Annotated in this window: 16 protein-coding genes; 4 read left to right on the top strand and 12 right to left on the bottom strand. The window is 48.0% G+C overall.

Annotated elements, in window-relative coordinates:
• Positions 1-46: 46 nt before the first annotated feature.
• The 10 genes from AC5SV9_RS00410 to zwf form a co-directional block, all read right to left on the bottom strand.
• Positions 47-1,927: a DUF885 domain-containing protein gene (locus AC5SV9_RS00410; RefSeq protein WP_273024655.1), complete on the bottom strand. Its 1,881-nt coding sequence runs from the start codon at positions 1,925-1,927 to the stop codon at positions 47-49.
• A 97-nt stretch (positions 1,928-2,024) separates the two neighbouring features.
• Positions 2,025-3,707: an NAD-dependent malic enzyme gene (locus AC5SV9_RS00405; RefSeq protein WP_134054764.1), complete on the bottom strand. Its 1,683-nt coding sequence runs from the start codon at positions 3,705-3,707 to the stop codon at positions 2,025-2,027.
• Between the two features lie 60 nt (positions 3,708-3,767).
• The gene (locus tag AC5SV9_RS00400; protein ID WP_475150404.1) at positions 3,768-4,613 is read right to left on the bottom strand and encodes an HDOD domain-containing protein; all 846 of its coding nucleotides are present in this window, start codon (positions 4,611-4,613) and stop codon (positions 3,768-3,770) included.
• Positions 4,614-4,795: 182 nt separating this feature from the next.
• A complete protein-coding gene (locus AC5SV9_RS00395; protein ID WP_475150405.1) occupies positions 4,796-5,263 on the bottom strand; it encodes a Dps family protein in 468 nt (155 codons plus the stop codon).
• A 205-nt stretch (positions 5,264-5,468) separates the two neighbouring features.
• A complete protein-coding gene (locus AC5SV9_RS00390; RefSeq protein WP_475150407.1) occupies positions 5,469-7,058 on the bottom strand; it encodes an ABC-F family ATPase in 1,590 nt (529 codons plus the stop codon).
• 144 nt (positions 7,059-7,202) lie between these two features.
• On the bottom strand, positions 7,203-7,850 hold the full coding sequence (locus AC5SV9_RS00385; RefSeq protein WP_475150410.1) for a bifunctional 4-hydroxy-2-oxoglutarate aldolase/2-dehydro-3-deoxy-phosphogluconate aldolase: 648 nt from the start codon (positions 7,848-7,850) through the stop codon (positions 7,203-7,205).
• Positions 7,851-7,852: 2 nt separating this feature from the next.
• Entirely contained in the window at positions 7,853-8,827 is a 975-nt protein-coding gene (locus AC5SV9_RS00380) for a glucokinase (protein WP_475150412.1), read from the bottom strand.
• Complete coding sequence (gene edd / locus AC5SV9_RS00375; RefSeq protein ID WP_475150414.1) at positions 8,820-10,652, bottom strand: phosphogluconate dehydratase; 1,833 nt, start codon at positions 10,650-10,652, stop codon at positions 8,820-8,822. Before edd ends, AC5SV9_RS00380 begins: the two co-directional genes overlap by 8 nt.
• A 9-nt stretch (positions 10,653-10,661) precedes the next feature.
• A complete protein-coding gene (gene pgl / locus AC5SV9_RS00370; RefSeq protein ID WP_475150417.1) occupies positions 10,662-11,354 on the bottom strand; it encodes a 6-phosphogluconolactonase in 693 nt (230 codons plus the stop codon).
• Positions 11,355-11,356: 2 nt separating this feature from the next.
• On the bottom strand, positions 11,357-12,826 hold the full coding sequence (gene zwf / locus AC5SV9_RS00365) for a glucose-6-phosphate dehydrogenase (RefSeq protein ID WP_475150419.1): 1,470 nt from the start codon (positions 12,824-12,826) through the stop codon (positions 11,357-11,359).
• Positions 12,827-13,080: 254 nt separating this feature from the next.
• Between zwf and AC5SV9_RS00360 the strand changes: the two genes are divergently transcribed.
• Together AC5SV9_RS00360 and pyk are read left to right on the top strand one after the other, a co-directional pair.
• Positions 13,081-13,938, top strand: a complete 858-nt coding sequence (locus AC5SV9_RS00360) for a MurR/RpiR family transcriptional regulator (RefSeq protein ID WP_134054780.1) — start codon at positions 13,081-13,083, stop codon at positions 13,936-13,938.
• Between the two features lie 122 nt (positions 13,939-14,060).
• The gene (gene pyk, locus AC5SV9_RS00355) at positions 14,061-15,512 is read left to right on the top strand and encodes a pyruvate kinase (RefSeq protein WP_475150421.1); all 1,452 of its coding nucleotides are present in this window, start codon (positions 14,061-14,063) and stop codon (positions 15,510-15,512) included.
• Between the two features lie 69 nt (positions 15,513-15,581).
• Here the strand turns inward: pyk and AC5SV9_RS00350 are convergent, their stop codons facing one another.
• On the bottom strand, positions 15,582-17,099 hold the full coding sequence (locus AC5SV9_RS00350; RefSeq protein WP_134054784.1) for an alanine/glycine:cation symporter family protein: 1,518 nt from the start codon (positions 17,097-17,099) through the stop codon (positions 15,582-15,584).
• Between the two features lie 81 nt (positions 17,100-17,180).
• Positions 17,181-17,870, bottom strand: coding sequence for a glutathione S-transferase family protein (locus AC5SV9_RS00345; RefSeq protein WP_475150423.1), 690 nt, complete (start codon positions 17,868-17,870; stop codon positions 17,181-17,183).
• 147 nt (positions 17,871-18,017) lie between these two features.
• Between AC5SV9_RS00345 and AC5SV9_RS00340 the strand changes: the two genes are divergently transcribed.
• Positions 18,018-18,542, top strand: coding sequence for a YgjV family protein (locus tag AC5SV9_RS00340; RefSeq protein ID WP_475150425.1), 525 nt, complete (start codon positions 18,018-18,020; stop codon positions 18,540-18,542).
• A gap of 18 nt (positions 18,543-18,560) precedes the next feature.
• Positions 18,561-19,400, top strand: a complete 840-nt coding sequence (locus tag AC5SV9_RS00335) for a CLCA_X family protein (protein ID WP_475150428.1) — start codon at positions 18,561-18,563, stop codon at positions 19,398-19,400.
• The last annotated feature ends 2 nt before the right edge of the window (positions 19,401-19,402 follow it).

Here is a 19,402-nt window from a genome sequence, read left to right as displayed (position 1 = left end):
TCAGATGAAAAAGGCTGCATTGCTGCAGCCTTTTCTGTTACCTCAATTAACTGGATTTTACCTGCTCAACCCAGTTGTCTACACGTTTTTCCAATACACTCAGTGGTAAAGCACCGCCACCCAGCACTGTGTCATGGAAAGCTTTTATATCGAACTTATCACCAAGAGCCTGCTTGGCTTTACTGCGCAGTTCCAGGATTTTCAGCATACCAATTTTATAACCGGTGGCCTGTCCTGGCCAGACAATATAACGGCGAACTTCTGAAATAACAGCACCTTGCGCAATCGGCGTTTTATCCATGAAGTAATCAATTGCCTGTTGCTCAGTCCAGCCCTTACTATGCAGCCCGGTATCTACCACTAAACGTACAGCGCGCCACATTTCGGTGATCAGGCGGCCAAAATCCGAGTACGGGTTCTGGTAAGCGCCCATCTCTTTTGCTAACAGCTCAGCATACAAACCCCAGCCTTCAGAATACGCCGTAAAGCCAGCTTGCGTGCGGAAGGTAGGAACAGATGTCAGCTCCTGCGCTATTGAAATCTGCATATGGTGGCCAGGGTTACCTTCGTGGTAAGCAATAGCTTCCATCTCATTCTTCGGCATAGAGCGCATATCTGACAAGTGCGCATAGTAAATACCAGGGCGCGCACCATCAGGTGTACCCGGGAAATAATGCTGTGCTGCACCTGGTTGCTCGCGAAACGGTTCAACCCGTTTTACGATAAGGTCGGCCTTGGGCAAAATGCCGAAATATTTAGGTAGTTGCTCGTTAATAAACGCCAGATACTGCCTTGAGTCTTCCAGATAAGCCTCGCGACCGGCATCGGTTTCCGGATAATAGAACTGGTCATCGTCTTTAATAAATTTGAAGAACGCTTTCAGATCGCCTTTAAAGCCTACCTGATCTTTTATCGCGATCATCTCTTTGGTTAAACGTTCTACCTCGTCTAAACCAATCTGATGAATTTGTTCAGCCGTTAAGTCAGTTGTGGTCGACGCTTTAAGGCGATAGTTGTAGTAGTCGGTACCACCTTGTTGTTTACCAACGCCGGTAGCAATTTTGTCTGTTAATTCAATATCTTTTTCCAGCCATTGCTTTAACGCCGTATAGGCCGGCAAGAAATGCGTTTGCAGTGCATTTTTCGCATCTTCCGATAACTGCTTTGCCTGATCGTCTGTCAGTTTGTCAGCTTTAACCAAAGCATCAATTTTACCCTTAGCATCCGCCCACAGCGGTACGTCCTGCTCTGCGTCAGTAAAGGGGGCGCCGTTTATCAGGTTGTTAATTTGGTCCATGACTCCTTCATAAGCAAAACGCGGTGGCCGGACATCATGCTCAGCATTGCCCTGTGCGCGCTCCAGCAGCTGTGTTATTGCGCGGCTTATACCCTCGATACGTTTGACATAGGCCTGCATATCTTCTGCAGTATCTACTTTATGGAAGTTAATCATGATTTGCGGCAGCATGGCGTGAATACCATTCATCTGCGTAAACACATAGCCATGTTTACGAAATGCCGCGCCCTCTTTGGCCTGCTCGTACTGGTAAATCCACACGTCGTAAGACGTTTTCGCTTCAGGTTCCAATTTAGCGTAATCAAAGCCCGACTTTAACTCTTCCACGGTAGCGGCAAGCCAGGCTAACTGCTCGTCTTCGGCGGCGATAGAGGCATCGTCAACCTGGTCGTATTTATCTTTACGCCCCATATAGGTCATCTGCAACGGGCTTTGTTGCAATTGCTCTTCGTACTTTGTCTCGAACCACTGATTCAGCCGTTCAGTTTCAGACTGCGTATTTTCAGCAGTAACCTGAGCAGCTGCATTATTGGCGGCAGTGTTGTTTGTGGTATCAGTTGCGGGTTTTTCAGCTGGGCTGCAGCCGGCTAAAACACCGGCTACAGCTAGGGCAATCAGTGACTTATACATAAAAAGGGGTTCCTTGTTGTTCTGCTTATTACCAGAATACAGCGTACCCTTTACATAATGTTAAGTCTAAAACTAATTGTAACGAGCTTTGTCAGTCTCAGGCGCTAACCCGTTTATACTGACGGTACTCTGGTAACCAGAAATTGTCGTCAATTTTTTGCTGCAATAACGAGTCGTCCAACTCAAGTGCCAAGCCTTGCGCCATGGCCACTTTCGCCACGTTAAAAGCGATTTGCTTACTTAATGCCGCAAGCTCGGTAAATGCCGGTAATAAACCACCGCTGCCGTTATTTGCCAAAGGCGACGCATTGGCCAGTGTTTTGCTGGCAGCCCTTAACATTTCATCACTGATAATGCGGGCTTTACAGGCTATCACGCCAAGGCCTATACCCGGGAAAATATAACTGTTATTACACTGCGCAATGGCAAATTGCTTACCGTTGTAGCTAACAGGTGCAAACGGGCTGCCGGTGGCAATAATCACATCACCGTCTGTCCAGCTGATAACCTGCTCGGGCGTGGCTTCAACCTGCCGGGACGGGTTACTCAGCGGGAAAATAATGGGTGTACTAACACCGGCTTTCATTGCCCTGACGACGGCTTCGGTAAACAACCCCGCCTGCCCGGACACGCCAATTAACACGCCAGGAGCAGCACAGTTCATCACATCAAGTAAGGTTGGAAACTCGCCACTGTAACTCCAGCCTTCAATCGCGGCTGAAGACTGCGTCAGCGCTTGCTGAAAGTCACGTAAGCCCGGTGTATTGTCGGTGAGCAGACCAAACCTGTCTATCATATAGATCTGGCTGCGGGCCTGTTGTTCAGTGATACCTTCTGCCACCATCTGGCTGATAACCTGCTCTGCAATACCACAACCTGCTGAGCCGGCACCCACAAACACCACTTTTTGTTCAGACAAGCGGGTGTTTTTACTGCGACACGCCGCCAGCAAGGTGCCAACAGTCACTGCCGCAGTACCCTGTATATCATCATTAAAACAGCAAACCTGTTCGCGATAACGTTGCAATAACGGCATTGCGTTAGGCTGAGCAAAATCTTCAAACTGGATAATAGCTTCTGGCCAGCGGCGCTTTACCGCCTGGATAAACAGTTCAACAAACTCGTCGTACTCCGCCTGCCCGACCCGCTTTTGCCGCAGCCCCATGTACATAGGGTCATTGAGCAGCTTTTCATTATTGGTACCAACGTCCAGCATCACCGGTAAGGTATAAGCCGGGCTGATGCCGCCACAAGCGGTATAAAGTGATAACTTACCGATAGAAATACCCATGCCGCCGATACCCTGGTCGCCCAGGCCCAGGACGCGCTCGCCATCAGTAACAACAATAACCTTTACCTTACGCTTGGTCGCATTGCGCAATACATCGTCAAGCTGATACCGGTCGTTATAACTGATAAATAAGCCACGGGCACTGCGATAAATATCAGAAAACTGCTCACAGGCATCGCCAACCGTTGGTGTGTAGATAATCGGTATCATCTCTTCCAAATGCTGCTGTAGTAAGCGGTAAAACAGCGTTTCGTTGTTATCCTGAATTACCCGCAGATAAATATGCTTGTTAATGGCCGTGTCAAAACTCTTGTATTGCATATAGGCCCGGCTGACCTGTTCTTCAATGGTTTCATAGCGTGGAGGTAATAAACCGGCCAGGTTAAATGCCTGGCGTTCTTCTACAGTGAATGCACTGCCTTTGTTCAGTAACGGTGTTTCCAATAACGCTGAACCTGAATACGCAGTGTACAGTGGCGATTTCTTCATGGGTTAATATATCCGAGTAGCAGACAAAGTGCAGATATCCTGCCTTTGTCTGTTATAAAATTAATAGATAGTACTGATTCTGGGGTTTAACACAGACAGGATAAACAACCCTTCAGTGTTACAAAAATCGATAGCGCGAATGATATCCTGCTGCGTCAGTTCTAACAATTCCAACACGAAAGGATCGACCAGTTGCCGGGTTGAGTACATTTCCGGGTGCTGGTTTGCCAGGGCAAGCCTTACTGAAAGGTGTAATACCAGTTGCGCAGTGTTCTTTTGCACAAACTTGTGGCTATGTTGCAGCGCTACGGGTTCGACAATGCTGTCTGGTAACTGCCACAAGTGCAGCAGTTCAGCACCACATTCTGCGTAGGTAAAACCAAGCTCACGTTGTTGTATCTGCCATGGCCTCTGTTCGGCACTGTAGTTTTGGCACCGGTTTGCTTGTTCAGCGTTGTTATGCAACACCACCAGTTCACCGATATTATGCAGCAGCCCGGCAACATAATAGCGATCGTTGGGTTTTAGCTGACAACACTGAGCCAGAAAGCGCGCGATAAGCGCCGCATTAATGCTTTGCTCCCAGAATCTTTCCAAATCAATCGCTGAAGTGTCTACTTTACTGCACGCAGAGGAAATGCCGATACTTAATACCAGGTTGTATACCTGAGTTTTCCCTAGCACCAATAGGGCCTTACTGACGCTTTCGACCTGATATGGCAAGTTGTAAATGGCACTGTTGGCCAGCTTCAGCAATTTGGAAGTTAATACCGGGTCGAGCAAAATAACTTCGGCAATCTCATCCAGACTCGCAATGTCAGAGTCCATCAACTGTTTTACTTTTAAATATCCTTCCGGCAAAGCAAACAGATCTGCAACATTTTGCGCATATTGCAAGGCTTTCATTGGATATTGTCTCCCCTAGCGGACACACCCAAAAGTGCACCAGCTATAAGTGTTACTGCTGAATATGATTTTACAAGCTTTGGCGGGAAAAACTTAGTGATTTTTGTCAGAATGACATTTTTCTGAGCTTAGTGCGGAAGTTATGCTGGCAGGCCTGACCACAGAGGCCTGCCAGCGAACGATTATGCCACCAGGCTGCGCAGCATCCAGGCGGTTTTCTCATGTACTGTCATACGTTGAGTTAACAGATCCAGCGTTACTTCGTCAGACGCGTCATCTGCGGTCGGCACTATAGAGCGGCCTGTTTTGGCAATAGCCTCATGGCCTTTCACCAGATCTTTAATCATCTCTTCCGCAGACGGAATGCCTTCTGCTTCTTTGATGCTGGTCAGTTTGGCGTACTCTTTATAAGAGCCTGGTGCAAACTCGCCTAACGCACGGATACGCTCGGCAATATCGTCGACGGCCACTGCCAGCTCGGTATACTGCGTTTCAAACAACGTATGCAGGGTCTGAAACATAGGCCCGGTGACATTCCAATGGTAATTATGCGTTTTCAGATACAATGTATAAGTATCGGCCAGTAATACTGACAGGCCCTGTGCAATAGATTTACGCTGTTCTTCGCTGATACCAATATTGACTTTCATAGTAGTTCCTCTTGGTTAACCCGGGCAAATAATCAACATAGCATAAAAAATGCTAGCTGAATTTAGCCTTACTGCTCAAAACAATATCTTACCGGGAATAGTTTTAAGTACTGTATTTAACATGGGGATGAAACAGCTGAAATCAAGGCATAAAATAAAGCCGGCCTGATAAGACCGGCTGTTAATCTATATTGCTGGCAGTAAGTTAGACTGTCTGTGCAGCCAGATACTCCTCGTAAGTACCAACGAAATTACGCACATCCTGTCCGGTTATTTCAATAATTCTGCTGGCCAGACTGGATACGAATTCACGGTCGTGACTGACAAATAATAAAGTACCTTTGTAATGCTCAAGCGCAAGGTTCAGCGATTCAATTGATTCCATGTCCAGGTGGTTGGTAGGTTCATCCATCACCAGAATATTCGGCCGCTGCAACATCAGTTTACCGAACAACATACGGCCTTTCTCACCGCCGGATAACACCTTCACCGACTTTTTAATTTCATCTTGTGAGAATAACAGCCTGCCGAGAATACCGCGCACGGCCTGTTCGTCATCTGCAGGTTGCTTCCATTGGCTCATCCAGTCGAACAAACTGATATCTTCGGCAAACTCATGGGCATGATCTTGCGCGTAGTAGCCAATTTTGGCGTTCTCAGACCATTTAACGACGCCGGATTCCGGCGTTAAATCACCTACCAGACATTTCAACAGCGTAGACTTACCAATACCGTTGGTGCCCAGAATAGCGACCTTTTCACCGACCTCAATTGTCATGCCAAGGTTTTTCAGTAATTTAAGCTCACCAAAGCTTTTGTTCAGGCCTTCTACTTCCAGAGCAAGGCGATACAACTGCTTTTGCTGCTCGAACCGGATAAAAGGGTTAACCCGGCTGGATGCTTTAACCTCTTCCAGCTGAATTTTATCGATCTGTTTGGCCCGTGACGTCGCCTGCTTCGCTTTAGATGCGTTGGCTGAGAAACGGCTGACAAAAGTCTGCAGTTCCGCTATCTGAGCTTTTTTCTTGGCGTTATCTGCCAGTAAACGTTCGCGAGCCTGTGTCGCGGCGAACATATACTCATCATAGTTACCCGGGTACAAGCGTAGTTCGCCGTAATCTAAATCGGCCATATGCGTACAAACGCTGTTTAGGAAATGGCGATCGTGCGAAATGATAACCATAGTACTGTTACGTTCGGCCAGTACGTTTTCCAACCAGCGGATAGTATTAATATCCAGGTTGTTGGTTGGTTCGTCTAACAACATGATTTCCGGATCAGCAAACAGTACCTGTGCCAATAAAACCCGCAGTTTAAAGCCGGGCGCGATGGCAGACATAGGGCCAAAATGCTGCTCTACCGGTATGCCGACACCAATTAATAACTCACCGGCACGGGATTCTGCTGTGTAACCATCCATTTCGCCGAAAGCGACTTCAAGATCGGCAACTTTCATGCCGTCTTCTTCACTCATTTCGGCGCTGCTGTAAATGCGGTCACGCTCTTCTTTTACAGCCCACAGTTCAGCGTGGCCCATAATAACAGTGTCGATCACTGAGTATTGTTCAAACGCGAACTGATCCTGATGTAACTTAGCAACCCTGTGATTCGGTTCAACAAAGACGTTCCCTGCGCTGGGTTCCAGCTCACGGCTTAAGATCTTCATAAAAGTTGACTTGCCGCAGCCGTTTGCCCCGATTAAACCATAGCGGTTACCTTCGCCAAATTTAATGGAGATATTTTCAAACAGCGGCTTAGCGCCAAATTGCATCGTAATGTTAGCAGTTGATATCACAGTGTGTTCCAGAGCAGATTAAATCGGATCAGGCCGCTAAGGCCAGAATAAAAAGTGCGCTACTATACGCTTTTTCTACGGCAAACTCAAAACAAACGCCCGGTAGATACCAGGCGTTTTGTTGTTTTTAAACCTGCAATGTAGTTAGCGTTGGCTTTGTGCTACCGCTGCGTTACACAGCTCGGTGATACGGGACCAATCTTTATTACTCACGGCATCATCCGGCACAATCCAGGAGCCGCCAACACACTTAACGTTGGGTAATGCCAGATATTCAAGGAAGTTCTTTTCATTAATGCCGCCGGTCGGGCAAAAACGGATATCGGCAAAAGGTCCATGAATAGATTTTAGTGTCTTCACACCACCCGCGGCCTCTGCAGGGAAAAACTTAAAGTGGCTGTAACCCAGTCCCGTCCCTTCCATTAGCTCTGAAATGCTGGCAATACCCGGGATTAGCGGAATAGGCGCGTCTTTACCGGCTTGCAGTAACTCGCGGGTAAGGCCCGGGCTAATGGCAAATTTTGCTCCTGCATCAATGCATTGCTGTAATTGCTCTGGCGTGGTTACTGTGCCTGCACCTACTATAGCGTCTGGTACTTCCTGTGCCAGCAACCTTATAGCATCCAGTGCAACCGGTGTGCGTAAGGTGACTTCCAGTACTTTAATGCCACCAGCTAACAACGCTTTTGCCATCGGCACAGCGTCAGCAAGATCTTTTACTACGATCACCGGAACAACGGGGCCCTGCGCAAACAGCGTGTCAGGTTGCAATTGCCAATTTTCAAATGCCATATTTAGTTACTCGCCAAGAATTGTTTCAGGTAAACCGCAGCACCGACCAAGCCAGGTTGCTCTGCAGTGACGACATAGGTGGCTATCTGGCGATTAAACGCACTAAACCGGCCTTTTGCTTCAAAACGTGCTCTGAACTCGCTATCCGCCAGCAGAGGTAATAGCTTAGGTGTAATGCCTCCGGCAATATAAACACCACCAAAGGTACTTAATGTCAGTGCTAAATCGCCTGCCACGCTGCCTAAGCTGGCAAAAAACTGTTTAACAGTGTCCACAGCCAGTGCTGATTCACCACTAAGCGCCTGTGCCGCTATCTGTGAGGCACTCAGAGGAGCTTCATTCTGCTTGCGATACAATGCCAGCGCTTTATAAATAGCTTCCAGTCCCGGGCCTGATAGCAGACGCTCGGGTGACACATGGCCGTACTCTTTCGCCAGTGTTTGCTGAATAAACCATTCCTGTTCTGTTTGTGCAGCCCAGTCGGTATGACCGCCCTCTCCCGGCAAAGGAATAAACTGATCATTTACCGGCAGTAGATGCGCAACCCCAAGTCCTGTGCCTGCACCAAGCACCGCCATTGGTTTACCGGGCTGAACATCGCCCGGACCAATTTTGACTTTCTGCTGTTCAGTAAGCGCAGGTAAACACATTGCCACAGCAGTGAAGTCATTAATTACCTGCAATGCTTCTAACTGCAGTTGCTGCTGCATAGCTTTAATTGAAAACGTCCAGTGAAAATTGGTCATACTGACGACATCACTGGTAACAGGACAAGCAATGGCAATAGCCACATGCTGAATATCCATTAGCTGCTGTTGTTGCCGGTAATGTGTTAATGCATCGGCAAGTGTCGCAAAATCAGCACACGGGTATACGGCAACCTTGTCCAACGCCAACGTAGCCAGATCTACGCGGCTGAAGCGGGCATTAGTTCCACCAATATCCGCCACTATTGCAAATGCTGGCAACTTAGCCATGCAAATGTTCCTCCGTGATGAACAAACTACAGGCCCCCTGCTCTGCGCCAGTTAACTGACCGCGCAGTGCACCGAACATTTCGCGGCCCATGCCGTAATAGCTGTCGGCCATGTCTTGTGTGGCCAACTCACGCTCAGCAAGCTCGGCATCGGATATCAGTACTTCAAGTTTGCCGGTTAAACCGTCGACCAACATCATGTCGCCGGTTTTAATGCGAGCAATGTTGCCGCCATCAATAGCCTCTGGTGTTACATGAATGGCTGCAGGAACTTTTCCTGACGCGCCTGACATTCGGCCATCAGTAACCAACGCCACTTTAAAGCCTCTGTCCTGTAACACACCAAGCGGCGGTGTCAATTTATGCAGCTCAGGCATACCGCAGGCTTTAGGTCCCTGAAACCGTACCACAACGATGCAATCTTTATTCAGTTCACCGGCTTTAAATGCGGCATCCAGTTCGTGCTGACTGGAAAATACGACAGCCGGTGCTTTGACAACTTCTGTACCTTCCCGCAGTGCCGACGTTTTAATCACACCCCGGCCAACGTTGCCTGACAGTACTTCAAGACCACCATGCGCTTTAAACGGTTTTTTCACTGTTGCCAGTACATCCGGATCCAGCGATTGCTCAGGAGCATCAATCCATACTAATTTGTTGTCTTGTATCACCGGTTGCTGTGTATAACGGCGCAGGCCCGGGCCCGCGACAGTCTGTACATCTTCGTGCAGCAGGCCTGCGTCCAGTAATTCACGGATCAGCAGCGCCATGCCGCCGGCATGCTGGAAGTGGTTGATATCAGCCTGGCCGTTTGGATAAATTCGGGTCAGTAAGGGTGTAGCAGCAGATAATTCAGCGAAATCATCCCAATTTACAATAAAGCCGGCTGAGCGGGCCATTGCTATCAGGTGCATGGTATGGTTGGTAGAGCCGCCGGTTGCCAACAAGCCTACAATGCCATTTACCACAGACTTAGCATCAATCATTTTACCGGCAGGTAAATAGTCGGTACCCAAATCAGTTAGGCGTGTGACCTGGCGTGCCGCGGCTTTAGTCAGTTCATCACGCAGCTGCGTGCCTGGGTTAACAAAAGATGCGCCAGGTAAGTGCAGCCCCATAATTTCAACGACCAGCTGATTAGAGTTAGCTGTGCCGTAGAATGTACAGGTGCCCGCAGAGTGATAAGAAGCAGATTCTGCAGCCAATAATTCTTCTTTACCTACCTTTCCTTCAGCATATAGCTGGCGAACACGGGCTTTTTCTTTATTTGGAATGCCAGATGGCATAGGCCCCGCCGGCACAAATACAAAAGGCAGGTGACCAAAGCTCATCGCAGCCATGAACAAACCGGGTACGATTTTGTCGCAAATACCCAGCATTAAGCCACCATCAAACATGTTGTGAGATAAGCCAACAGCTGCCGACATAGCAATAATATCGCGGCTTAAAAGGCTAAGCTCCATACCTGGCTGACCTTGTGTTACGCCATCACACATAGCTGGCACGCCGCCAGCAAACTGTGCAACGCTGCCTACTTCAGATACTGCCTGCTTAATCAGGGCCGGGTATTGCTCATAGGGCTGGTGCGCTGACAACATGTCATTGTATGACGACACTATGCCAATGTTCGCTTTAGTTAAACTGCGTAAATCGCCTTTATCCTGCTGATTACAGGCGGCAAAACCGTGTGCCAGGTTACCGCAGCTCAATACGCCGCGGTGCGGCCCTTTCAGACGGGCTTTTTCCAGACGTTGCAGGTAAATAGCGCGGCTTTTTTGGCTGCGGGCAATAATTCTGTCCGTTACTTTCTGAATCACAGGATCCATGCTTATCCCCTAATTATCACTGTACATCACGGTAACCTGTGCTACCGGATGATGTAAAAATGCACGTATTGGCATCGCGAGCACATCGTGCTCTGCCATTGCTTTGTTTAGTACTGTCAACTTATTGCTGCCAACCAGATGCAAAAAGATATGCCGGCTATCTAACAGCCGTGGCAAGCTAAGTGACATACGCTGATAAGGCGCGGTTTGAGGTTCAACCGCCAGCACTGCTGGTGCACCGTCTGACAACCCTTCTTCAATTTGGGCACTGCATGGAAATAACGATGCGGTGTGACCGTCCTCGCCCATGCCCAGGATCACGGCATCAAAAGTAGGTAGCGCACTGACTCGCGGTAACACCTCAGCTGCGCCGGTAAATGCCGATGCAGTATCAGCATACAAACTGATAAAGCGCGCGTTGCTGGCTTTATTTTGCAGCAAAGTGGCTTTAACCAGCCGTTCGTTAGAGTCCGGTTGGTTGGCATCTAACCAACGGTCGTCGGCTAATAAGACGGTGACTTTATCCCAGGCCAAATCTGTATTACTGAGCGTGTTAAAAAGCGCCTGAGGTGTTTTGCCGCCGGACACAACCAAATAAGCTGCACCCCGCTGCTCGATAGCCTGTTGCAAAATTCCGACCAGACGCGCAGCAAAATCAGCGTTAAGATTATCTGTGTTGCTGAACTGTTGTAATTGCATCATGGCTACTCTTCCCAGTTACGGTCATCACGGGCCAGCATCGAAATCGATGCAACCGGCCCCCAGCTGCCTGCCTGATAAGTTTTTGGTGGCTCATTGCTGGTTTTCCACGCATCCAGAATACCATCGACCCACTTCCAGGCATGCTCTACTTCATCGCGGCGGACGAATAAGTACTGATTACCCAGCATAGCTTCAAGTAATAAGCGCTCGTATGCATCAGCAATACGTTGCGATTTAAAGGTTTCATCAAAGCTCAAATCCAGTTTACTTTCCTGCAGGCGCATACTTTCACCAAGGCCCGGAATTTTGTTCAGCACCTGAATTTCAACGCCTTCATCCGGCTGTAAACGGATGATCAGTTTATTTGCCGGTAAATGACTGTAGGTTGCATGGAAAATATTATGTGGCTGCGGTTTAAAACTGATCACGACTTCGCTTAGTTTAGACGCCATACGTTTACCGGTACGCAGATAAAACGGCACACCGGCCCAGCGCCAGTTATCAATATCAACTTTAATTGCAACGAAAGTTTCAGTTTTACTGTTAGGACGGGCACCCTCTTCTTCCAGGTAGCCCGGTGCAGCTTTGCCTGCAACAAAGCCGCTGGCGTATTGCCCACGTACAGTCTTTTCCTGAATATTACTGATATCAATTTTGCGCAGCGCTTTGAGTACTTTCAGCTTCTCGTCACGAATGCTGTCTGCATCCAGTCTGGCCGGAGGCTCCATTGCAATCAGCGTTAACACCTGCAACAGGTGGTTTTGCACCATATCGCGCATCTGACCGGCATCGTCGTAATAGCTCCAGCGCCCTTCAACACCAACCTCTTCGGCCACGGTAATTTGTACATGATCAATCGAGTTATGATCCCAGTTACCGGCGAAAATGGCATTTGCAAAGCGTAAGGCCAATAAGTTAAGAACGGTTTCTTTACCCAGGTAATGGTCTATACGATAGATCTGGCTTTCTTTAAAAAATTCAGCGACCTGATCATTGATCACTTTTGATGAAGCCAGGTCATGGCCGATAGGTTTTTCTAACACAACTCTTGCAGGCTCCGCCGCCAAACCGGCAACGGCCAAACCTTTGCAGATAGAACCAAATAAAGAAGGTGGTGTAGCGAAATAGCTGACCGGCACACGTTTACTGCAATCCGTGACGGCTGTCAGCTTGGTATAGTCCTGCTCGTTGGCTAAATCCAGTTGCACATAAACCAGTTTCTGCTGTAACCGCTGCCAGACAGCATTATCCAGCGGCTCTTTCAGAAACTTGTTCAGATTTGTTAACACCAGCTCAGCATAATCATCGGTAGACATTTCATCACGTGCAACCCCGACAATACGTGATTCTGCACAGAGTAAATCGGCTTTTTCCAGCTGATACATGGCTGGTAGCAGCTTACGTCGTGCCAAGTCACCTTTGGTACCAAACAGGATTAAATCGCATGCTGAATTTTGTGCTGTTGTTGTCATAACTGACCCTTGCTTTATATGTAATTTTACAACACTTAGGCCATACTAGCGTAGCATCACAGGGTTGTAAACCGGATATCTTGTAATTAAATTACAGATTGCGTAATGTTTTGACTATTCTTATATAATAAGGCAGCCTTAGCAACGGATCTGTTGTTTTGTGGTAAATTTAATACTAATTTGACCACCAGGCAGAAGGGCTACAAGCCTTATTACAACCTGTATAAGCCAAATTATAAGTCAGGAATCGCCGGATGAATGTGCTGGAAAAAATCGTCAATAGCGTAAATAACTTTAGTAAGTCGGAGCGTAAAGTTGCCGACGTGATTCTGGCTAACCCGCAAACCACTATACACAGCAGTATAGCAGCCCTGGCCAAGATGGCAGATGTCAGCGAACCCACTGTAAACCGGTTTTGCCGCAGGTTAGATACAAAGGGTTTTCCGGATTTTAAATTGCATCTGGCTCAAAGCCTTGCAAATGGTACGCCCTATGTAAACCGTCATGTTGAAGAAGAAGACGGCCCCGAAGCGTACACCGCCAAGATTTTTGAATCAACTATGGCGGCACTGGACACTGCCCGTCAGCGTGTCGATATTGCTACCGTAAACCGGGCGGTTGATGTACTGACCCAGGCAAAGAAAATCTCGTTCTTCGGGCTTGGCGCTTCAGCCTCTGTCGCTCACGATGCACAGAATAAATTTTTCCGCTTTAACGTGCCTGTGGTGTGTTTTGACGATATCGTTATGCAGCGCATGAGTGCGATTAACAGTGCTGAAGGCGATGTTGTGGTATGTATCAGCCATACCGGCAGAACAAAAAATCTGTGTGATATAGCGGCGATAGCCCGTGAAAACGATGCCACCGTAATTGGTGTGACAGCGTATGACAGCCCGCTAGCGAAAGAATGTACGCTGGTGTTGTCACTGGATGTACCTGAAGACACTGATATGTACATGCCTATGGCTTCCCGCGTTGCCCAGCTGGTATTAATTGATATTCTGGCGACAGGTTTTACCTTACGCCGTGGTAGTAAGTTTCGGGAAAACCTGAAAAAAGTCAAAGACAGTCTGCGTGGCTCACGTTTTGATAAGAAAGACTTTAACAACTAATTAGCTGTAAGGTGCAGTTGCCGGCGCAACTGCACCAACCTGTCGTTTTTATTCCTTCCTGCGCTGTATTCTGTAATAAAATTACATTACACTGATCCCACCTGAAACTCCCTCTTTGCAATATGCAGGAACAGAACATGCACAGAAGAACTAAAATCGTCGCTACGCTGGGGCCAGCCACCAGTACTCAAACCGCTATTGAAAAGCTGATCCAGGCTGGAGCCGCGGTATTCCGTTTGAATTTCTCGCATGGCAGTGCCGATGATCACCGTGAACGCGCGGCGATGGTAAGGGCTGCAGCGGCGAAGCTAGGCGCGCATGTTGCAATTCTTGGGGATTTACAAGGGCCAAAAATCAGGGTGTCCACCTTTAAAAACGGTGCAGTAATGCTTGAAGAAGGCCAGCCATATGTGCTGGATGCAGAACTGGCTAAAGGTGAAGGCGATGAGCATCAGGTTGGTATCGACTACAAAGAATTACCACAAGACGTTAAAGCCGGCGATTTACTGTTGCTGGATGATGGTCGTATTCAGTTAACCGTTGACCGCGTTGAAGGTGCCCGCGTTTATACAACAGTAACAGTGGGCGGTAAACTGAGTAACAACAAAGGTATTAACCGCCAGGGGGGCGGCTTAACTGCCCCAGCCCTGACTGATAAAGACAAACGCGACATTATTACTGCGGCAGAAATCGATGTAGATTTTTTGGCGGTGTCATTTCCCCGCAGTGGTGATGACCTGCGCTTAGCACGTGACTTAGCACTGGCCGCCGGCTCTGAAGCGCGCATTATGGCCAAAATTGAACGTGCAGAAGCCGTTGCTGACAACGAAACACTGGATGACATCATCCGCGCCTCTGACGCTGTGATGGTCGCCCGGGGAGACTTGGGTGTTGAAATTGGTGATGCAGAACTCGTTGGCCAACAAAAACGTATCATAGCGCGTTCACGCCAACTAAACCGCGTGGTTATTACCGCTACGCAAATGATGGAAAGCATGATTGAAAGCCCTATGCCGACCCGTGCTGAAGTAATGGATGTGGCTAACGCAGTACTCGATGGCACTGATGCAGTGATGCTGTCGGCAGAAACTGCTGCCGGTAAATACCCTACAGAAACTGTGCGCGCCATGGCGCGGGTTTGTGATGGGGCTGAAAAACACCCGAGCGTGCAAATATCTAAGCATCGTATGGATGTGACGTTTACCGAGATCAGTGAAACCATAGCGCTATCAGCAATGTATGCAGCCAACCATCTTGAAGGTATCAAAGCGATCATCACACTGACAGAGTCTGGCTACACGGCAAAACTAATGTCACGGATCACGTCACCGCAGCCAATTTTTGCGCTGTCACGTCATACTAAAACGCTAAACAAGATGGCGCTTTATCGTGGAGTATATCCGGCGTTTTTTGACAGTACTGCACTGGAGGGTCAGTCTTTGGCTGATGCTGCGATTGATGCGATAAAAGCCAAGGCGGGTTTAAAAAGTGGCGATCTGGTTATTATGACGCATGGTGATGTGATGGAAACAATCGGCGCCTCTAACACCTGTAAGATAGTACAGGTGAAATAAGTTTTACCATCGTATTTAGTATGAAAAAAAGCCCGGTATTCACCGGGCTTTTTAATTTTAAGCGATAAACTACTGCTTATCTTTTTGCTGAAGCTCTGCTTGTTGCTTCGCCAGCTTGTTTTCCCAGAATGTGGCGTTTTTAATGCCAAGCCTTACCGGGTCAAAGCTAATTGGGCCACCATTTTTCTTTTGTTCTTCGTAATCACGTAAACAACGCATCGTTGGTTTGTACATAAAAAAGATCGCTAAAATACCAACCACGTTGACCCAAGCCATCAAACCCACACCGATATCACCGATATTCCAGATATAACCAGCGCTGTTTACCGTACCGTACGCCACCATAAACATCAGCAGTAGCTTAAACAGCACTACCGGTAATTTGTTATTAAACACCCGGTTTAAATAGGCTACGTTAGTTTCGGTAATGTAGTAGTAAGCCAGAATAGTGGTGAAAGCGAAGAAAAACAGCGCTATGCCAACAAATATCTGGCCAAAATTACCAAAAACACTCAACAGGGCCATTTGTGTAAAAGCAGCTGAACCAATTTCGGTGGCCGCATCAACGTTTTGCACGATAAATTGGCCAGCCGGTAACTCACCGGCTACGTTGTACTGCTGCGTAATCAGGATCATCAGTGCTGTCGCAGTACAAACAAACAAGGTATCAACATAAACCGAGAAAGCTTGAACCAGCCCTTGCTGAGATGGGTGTTCAACCTCCGCAGCGGCGGCGGCATGCGGGCCAGTGCCCTGCCCGGCTTCATTAGAATAAATACCGCGCTTAACGCCCCAACCAATTGCAGCACCAAACCCCGCCTGAGCACTGAAAGCATCACTGAAGATAAGGTTAAATACGCCTGGCACTTTATCAAGATTTAGAAACACGACGATAAGTGCCATGACGATGTAACCCAGTGCCATAAAAGGCACCACTATCTGGGTAAAATGAGCAATGCGCTTGATACCGCCGAAAATGATAAATGCCAGCACAATTAATATAATTGCCAGCGCAATCAGCTTATAGGTGCCTACTTCTCCGAAACTGGTGACAACCATGTTGCCATCACCAAAAATTTGCGTCACAGCATTACCCACTGCATTTGCCTGCACACCGGGTAAGAAAATACCGCAACCAATGATTGCGGATATGGCAAAGACTACACCAAGCCAGCGCCAGCCAAGGCAACGTTCAAAGTAGTACGCCGGGCCACCACGGTACTGGCCATTTTCTTCAACTTTGTAAATTTGTCCCAGTGTTGATTCTGCATAAGCGGTACTGGCACCTAAAAATGCCACTACCCACATCCAGAAAATTGCCCCCGGGCCGCCAAAACCTATAGCAGCAGCGACACCAGCGATATTACCCACACCCACCCGGCCAGACAGAGATACCGCCAAAGCCTGAAATGATGAGATCCCTTTGTCAGATTCATTGTTATTAAGCAGCAGTTTGCACATTTCCTTGAAATGCCGCACCTGTGCGAAGCGTGTCAGAATTGAATAAAATAAACCGGCCCCGAGACATAAATAAATGAGCGCCGGGCTCCAGATAATGCCGTTCAGCGCACTAATAAAGCCTTCCATTTCTGTTCCTTATAATTATTTTGCATGAAGATTGTTATACGCCGCCTAATTTGCCACATCAGCCGCGGAATAGCTACGGCGTTAGCTGCTCTGACGGTAATCTGCGATAACCTGTCCGAAGTTGGCGATTTCTGCATCATGCGCCTGATCTTGCCACGGCTCTGCCAGTGCCTGTTGATACCAGTTTTGCATCACCGGTAAGGCAAGTAGATGATTCAGGTATTGTTTGGCGGCTTCACTGAACGGCAGGTCATAGCTTTGCATACGAAAAGCGACAGGGGCAAAAAAAGCATCTGCAGCAGTAAATCTGTTACCTGCAATAAAGGGACCTCCAAAAGTACTCAACCCCTGTTCAAACAACTCGTTAAGCCTGGCAATATCAGCCTTCAGGGCATCACTTATTTTGTGCAGTTTGACCCGGTGGCAACAGCTCATACCGCACGTGTTACGCAATGTGCTGAAGCCTGAATGCATTTCGGCGGCTGCGCAGCGGGCAAAAGCTCGCGCTTTTATTTGTTCCGGCCAAATATCTTTATGTGTTTCGTACAGAAACTCAGTAATGGCCAGTGAATCCCAAACCACGATATCTTTTTGAACCAGACACGGCACTTTACCACTGGGGGAAAAGGTTCTGAACTTTTCAAAATTGCCTTGTTGGCTAAACGGCACCAACTGCTCGATAAACGGAATATTAAGCTGCATCATCAGCACCCATGGCCGTAGCGACCAGGATGAGTAATTTTTATTGGCAATATAAAGTTCACGCATCATTTCTCTCCTTAATCATGCCGTTACCGGCGTTACGCGTTGGCTCCGGTTTTTGGCCGGGTTCTTTATATCTTATACCTTTGTTGTCGCGAGTACTTCGGTAAATTAAGGTACAATAGCGCTATTACCTTAGTTGTTTCAGAGGTGCGCTTGGCTGAATTTACCCTGCTGTTTGTCTTGTCACAATCGCTCGCTGCACTGGCATTTACCAGTGGCATTATTGCTTTTCAGCAACATCAGCGTTCGGCGATGCTGAAGTTCTGGTTTATTTCGGCATTGCTTAATGCCTGCCATTTTGCCGTATTAGCACAATATCAGGCGGCGCTATTTGTTGGACTAACATCAGTACGGTTTCTGGTTGCGGCCGTCAGCCCAAGGCAACATTGGATGTACGTTTTTTTATTGTTATCCAGTGTGCTATTTTTTATCAGTTATTCTAACCCAATTAACCTGTTACCTTATCTCGCTGCCATAGTGGGTACCGTCGGCAGTTTTCAGAAAAACGTAACGCTGGTGCGTATTTTAATGGCAATCGGTGCCAGTGCCTGGATAGTGCATAATCTGCTGGTCGGTTCGCCGGTTGCTGTATTGATGGAGCTGGCATTTTTAAGCAGTAATCTGGTCGGCTATATAAGAAGCCGTAGACTAAACCCGGCTGCTGACCCGGGGCAATAACCCGATGCTATACGTCTTTTGACAGCACAATATTCACGTTATTATCAACCTATGCCAGACATTACACCGCGTATTCAGCGCCAGTATTACCGTAACGGGCCTCCTCATCGTGGCGGAGCCGATGTCAGCTTTGCCGATCTGCTAAAGATATTTGGATTTAACAGTATCCATATTGGCCGCTGGGTCACAGCTGAGGAGCAGCAGCTGGCGGCTAATCTGTTTTTTGATGCATTTTGCGATTTGCAGCAACTGTTGCAGGTACCGTCAGAGGTGATATCACTCAGAGGTAGCCTTGGGCTGACATTCGGTATTGGCGGCCAACCTGGTGTATGCGCCCATTATCAGCCTCAGGGGCGGATCCTGGCGCTGGCTAAAAATGCCGGAGGTGGCAGTCTCGCACATGAGTGGTATCATGCGTTTGATCACTATATCGCCGATAAAATGTTTACGCTGCCAGATACGCGTAACCAATTTTCCAGCAGCTGCTGGCTGCAGCATAAGCCCTTAAAACCGCATTATTTCAACACCTTGCTTGGCGAGGTTTATCAGAGACTGTTTTTGTCAGATAACGCCGAAAGTGAAAGCGGATTTTTTCGCCACTGCCGCCAACTCGACTCAAAAATGAACCGGTTTTATCTGGCCCGGCCGGAGGAAATGGCCGCGCGAGCCTTTGAAAAGGTGTTACAGATGCAGCCTTTGAAAAATAGTTTTCTGGTGTCGGGTACGTTAAAAAGTGACGCCGCCGCGCATGGTATTTATCCCGATAATGCGCTGACTCATGCTGTGGCAGAGATCTGGCTGCGGTATTTTTCTTTGCTGGGGCACGGCCTAACCAGCAAAAATAACAGTTTACGCTGATA

The sequence above is a fragment of the Rheinheimera sp. ATLC3 genome (assembly GCF_059429535.1).
The sequence above is the reverse complement of the archived record's forward strand: the minus strand, read 5'-3'. Positions and strand labels throughout refer to the sequence as shown.

Bases quoted from the DNA above. Each gene is read 5' to 3' on its own strand.
- AC5SV9_RS00410 (WP_273024655.1), bottom strand. From the start codon at position 1,927: ATGTATAAGTCACTGATTGCCCTAGCTGTAGCCGGTGTTTTAGCCGGC.
- AC5SV9_RS00405 (WP_134054764.1), bottom strand. From the start codon at position 3,707: ATGAAGAAATCGCCACTGTACACTGCGTATTCAGGTTCAGCGTTATTG.
- AC5SV9_RS00400 (WP_475150404.1), bottom strand. From the start codon at position 4,613: ATGAAAGCCTTGCAATATGCGCAAAATGTTGCAGATCTGTTTGCTTTG.
- AC5SV9_RS00395 (WP_475150405.1), bottom strand. From the start codon at position 5,263: ATGAAAGTCAATATTGGTATCAGCGAAGAACAGCGTAAATCTATTGCA.
- AC5SV9_RS00385 (WP_475150410.1), bottom strand. From the start codon at position 7,850: ATGGCATTTGAAAATTGGCAATTGCAACCTGACACGCTGTTTGCGCAG.
- AC5SV9_RS00380 (WP_475150412.1), bottom strand. From the start codon at position 8,827: ATGGCTAAGTTGCCAGCATTTGCAATAGTGGCGGATATTGGTGGAACT.
- edd (WP_475150414.1), bottom strand. From the start codon at position 10,652: ATGGATCCTGTGATTCAGAAAGTAACGGACAGAATTATTGCCCGCAGC.
- pgl (WP_475150417.1), bottom strand. From the start codon at position 11,354: ATGATGCAATTACAACAGTTCAGCAACACAGATAATCTTAACGCTGAT.
- zwf (WP_475150419.1), bottom strand. From the start codon at position 12,826: ATGACAACAACAGCACAAAATTCAGCATGCGATTTAATCCTGTTTGGT.
- AC5SV9_RS00360 (WP_134054780.1), top strand. From the start codon at position 13,081: ATGAATGTGCTGGAAAAAATCGTCAATAGCGTAAATAACTTTAGTAAG.
- pyk (WP_475150421.1), top strand. From the start codon at position 14,061: ATGCAGGAACAGAACATGCACAGAAGAACTAAAATCGTCGCTACGCTG.
- AC5SV9_RS00350 (WP_134054784.1), bottom strand. From the start codon at position 17,099: ATGGAAGGCTTTATTAGTGCGCTGAACGGCATTATCTGGAGCCCGGCG.
- AC5SV9_RS00345 (WP_475150423.1), bottom strand. From the start codon at position 17,870: ATGATGCGTGAACTTTATATTGCCAATAAAAATTACTCATCCTGGTCG.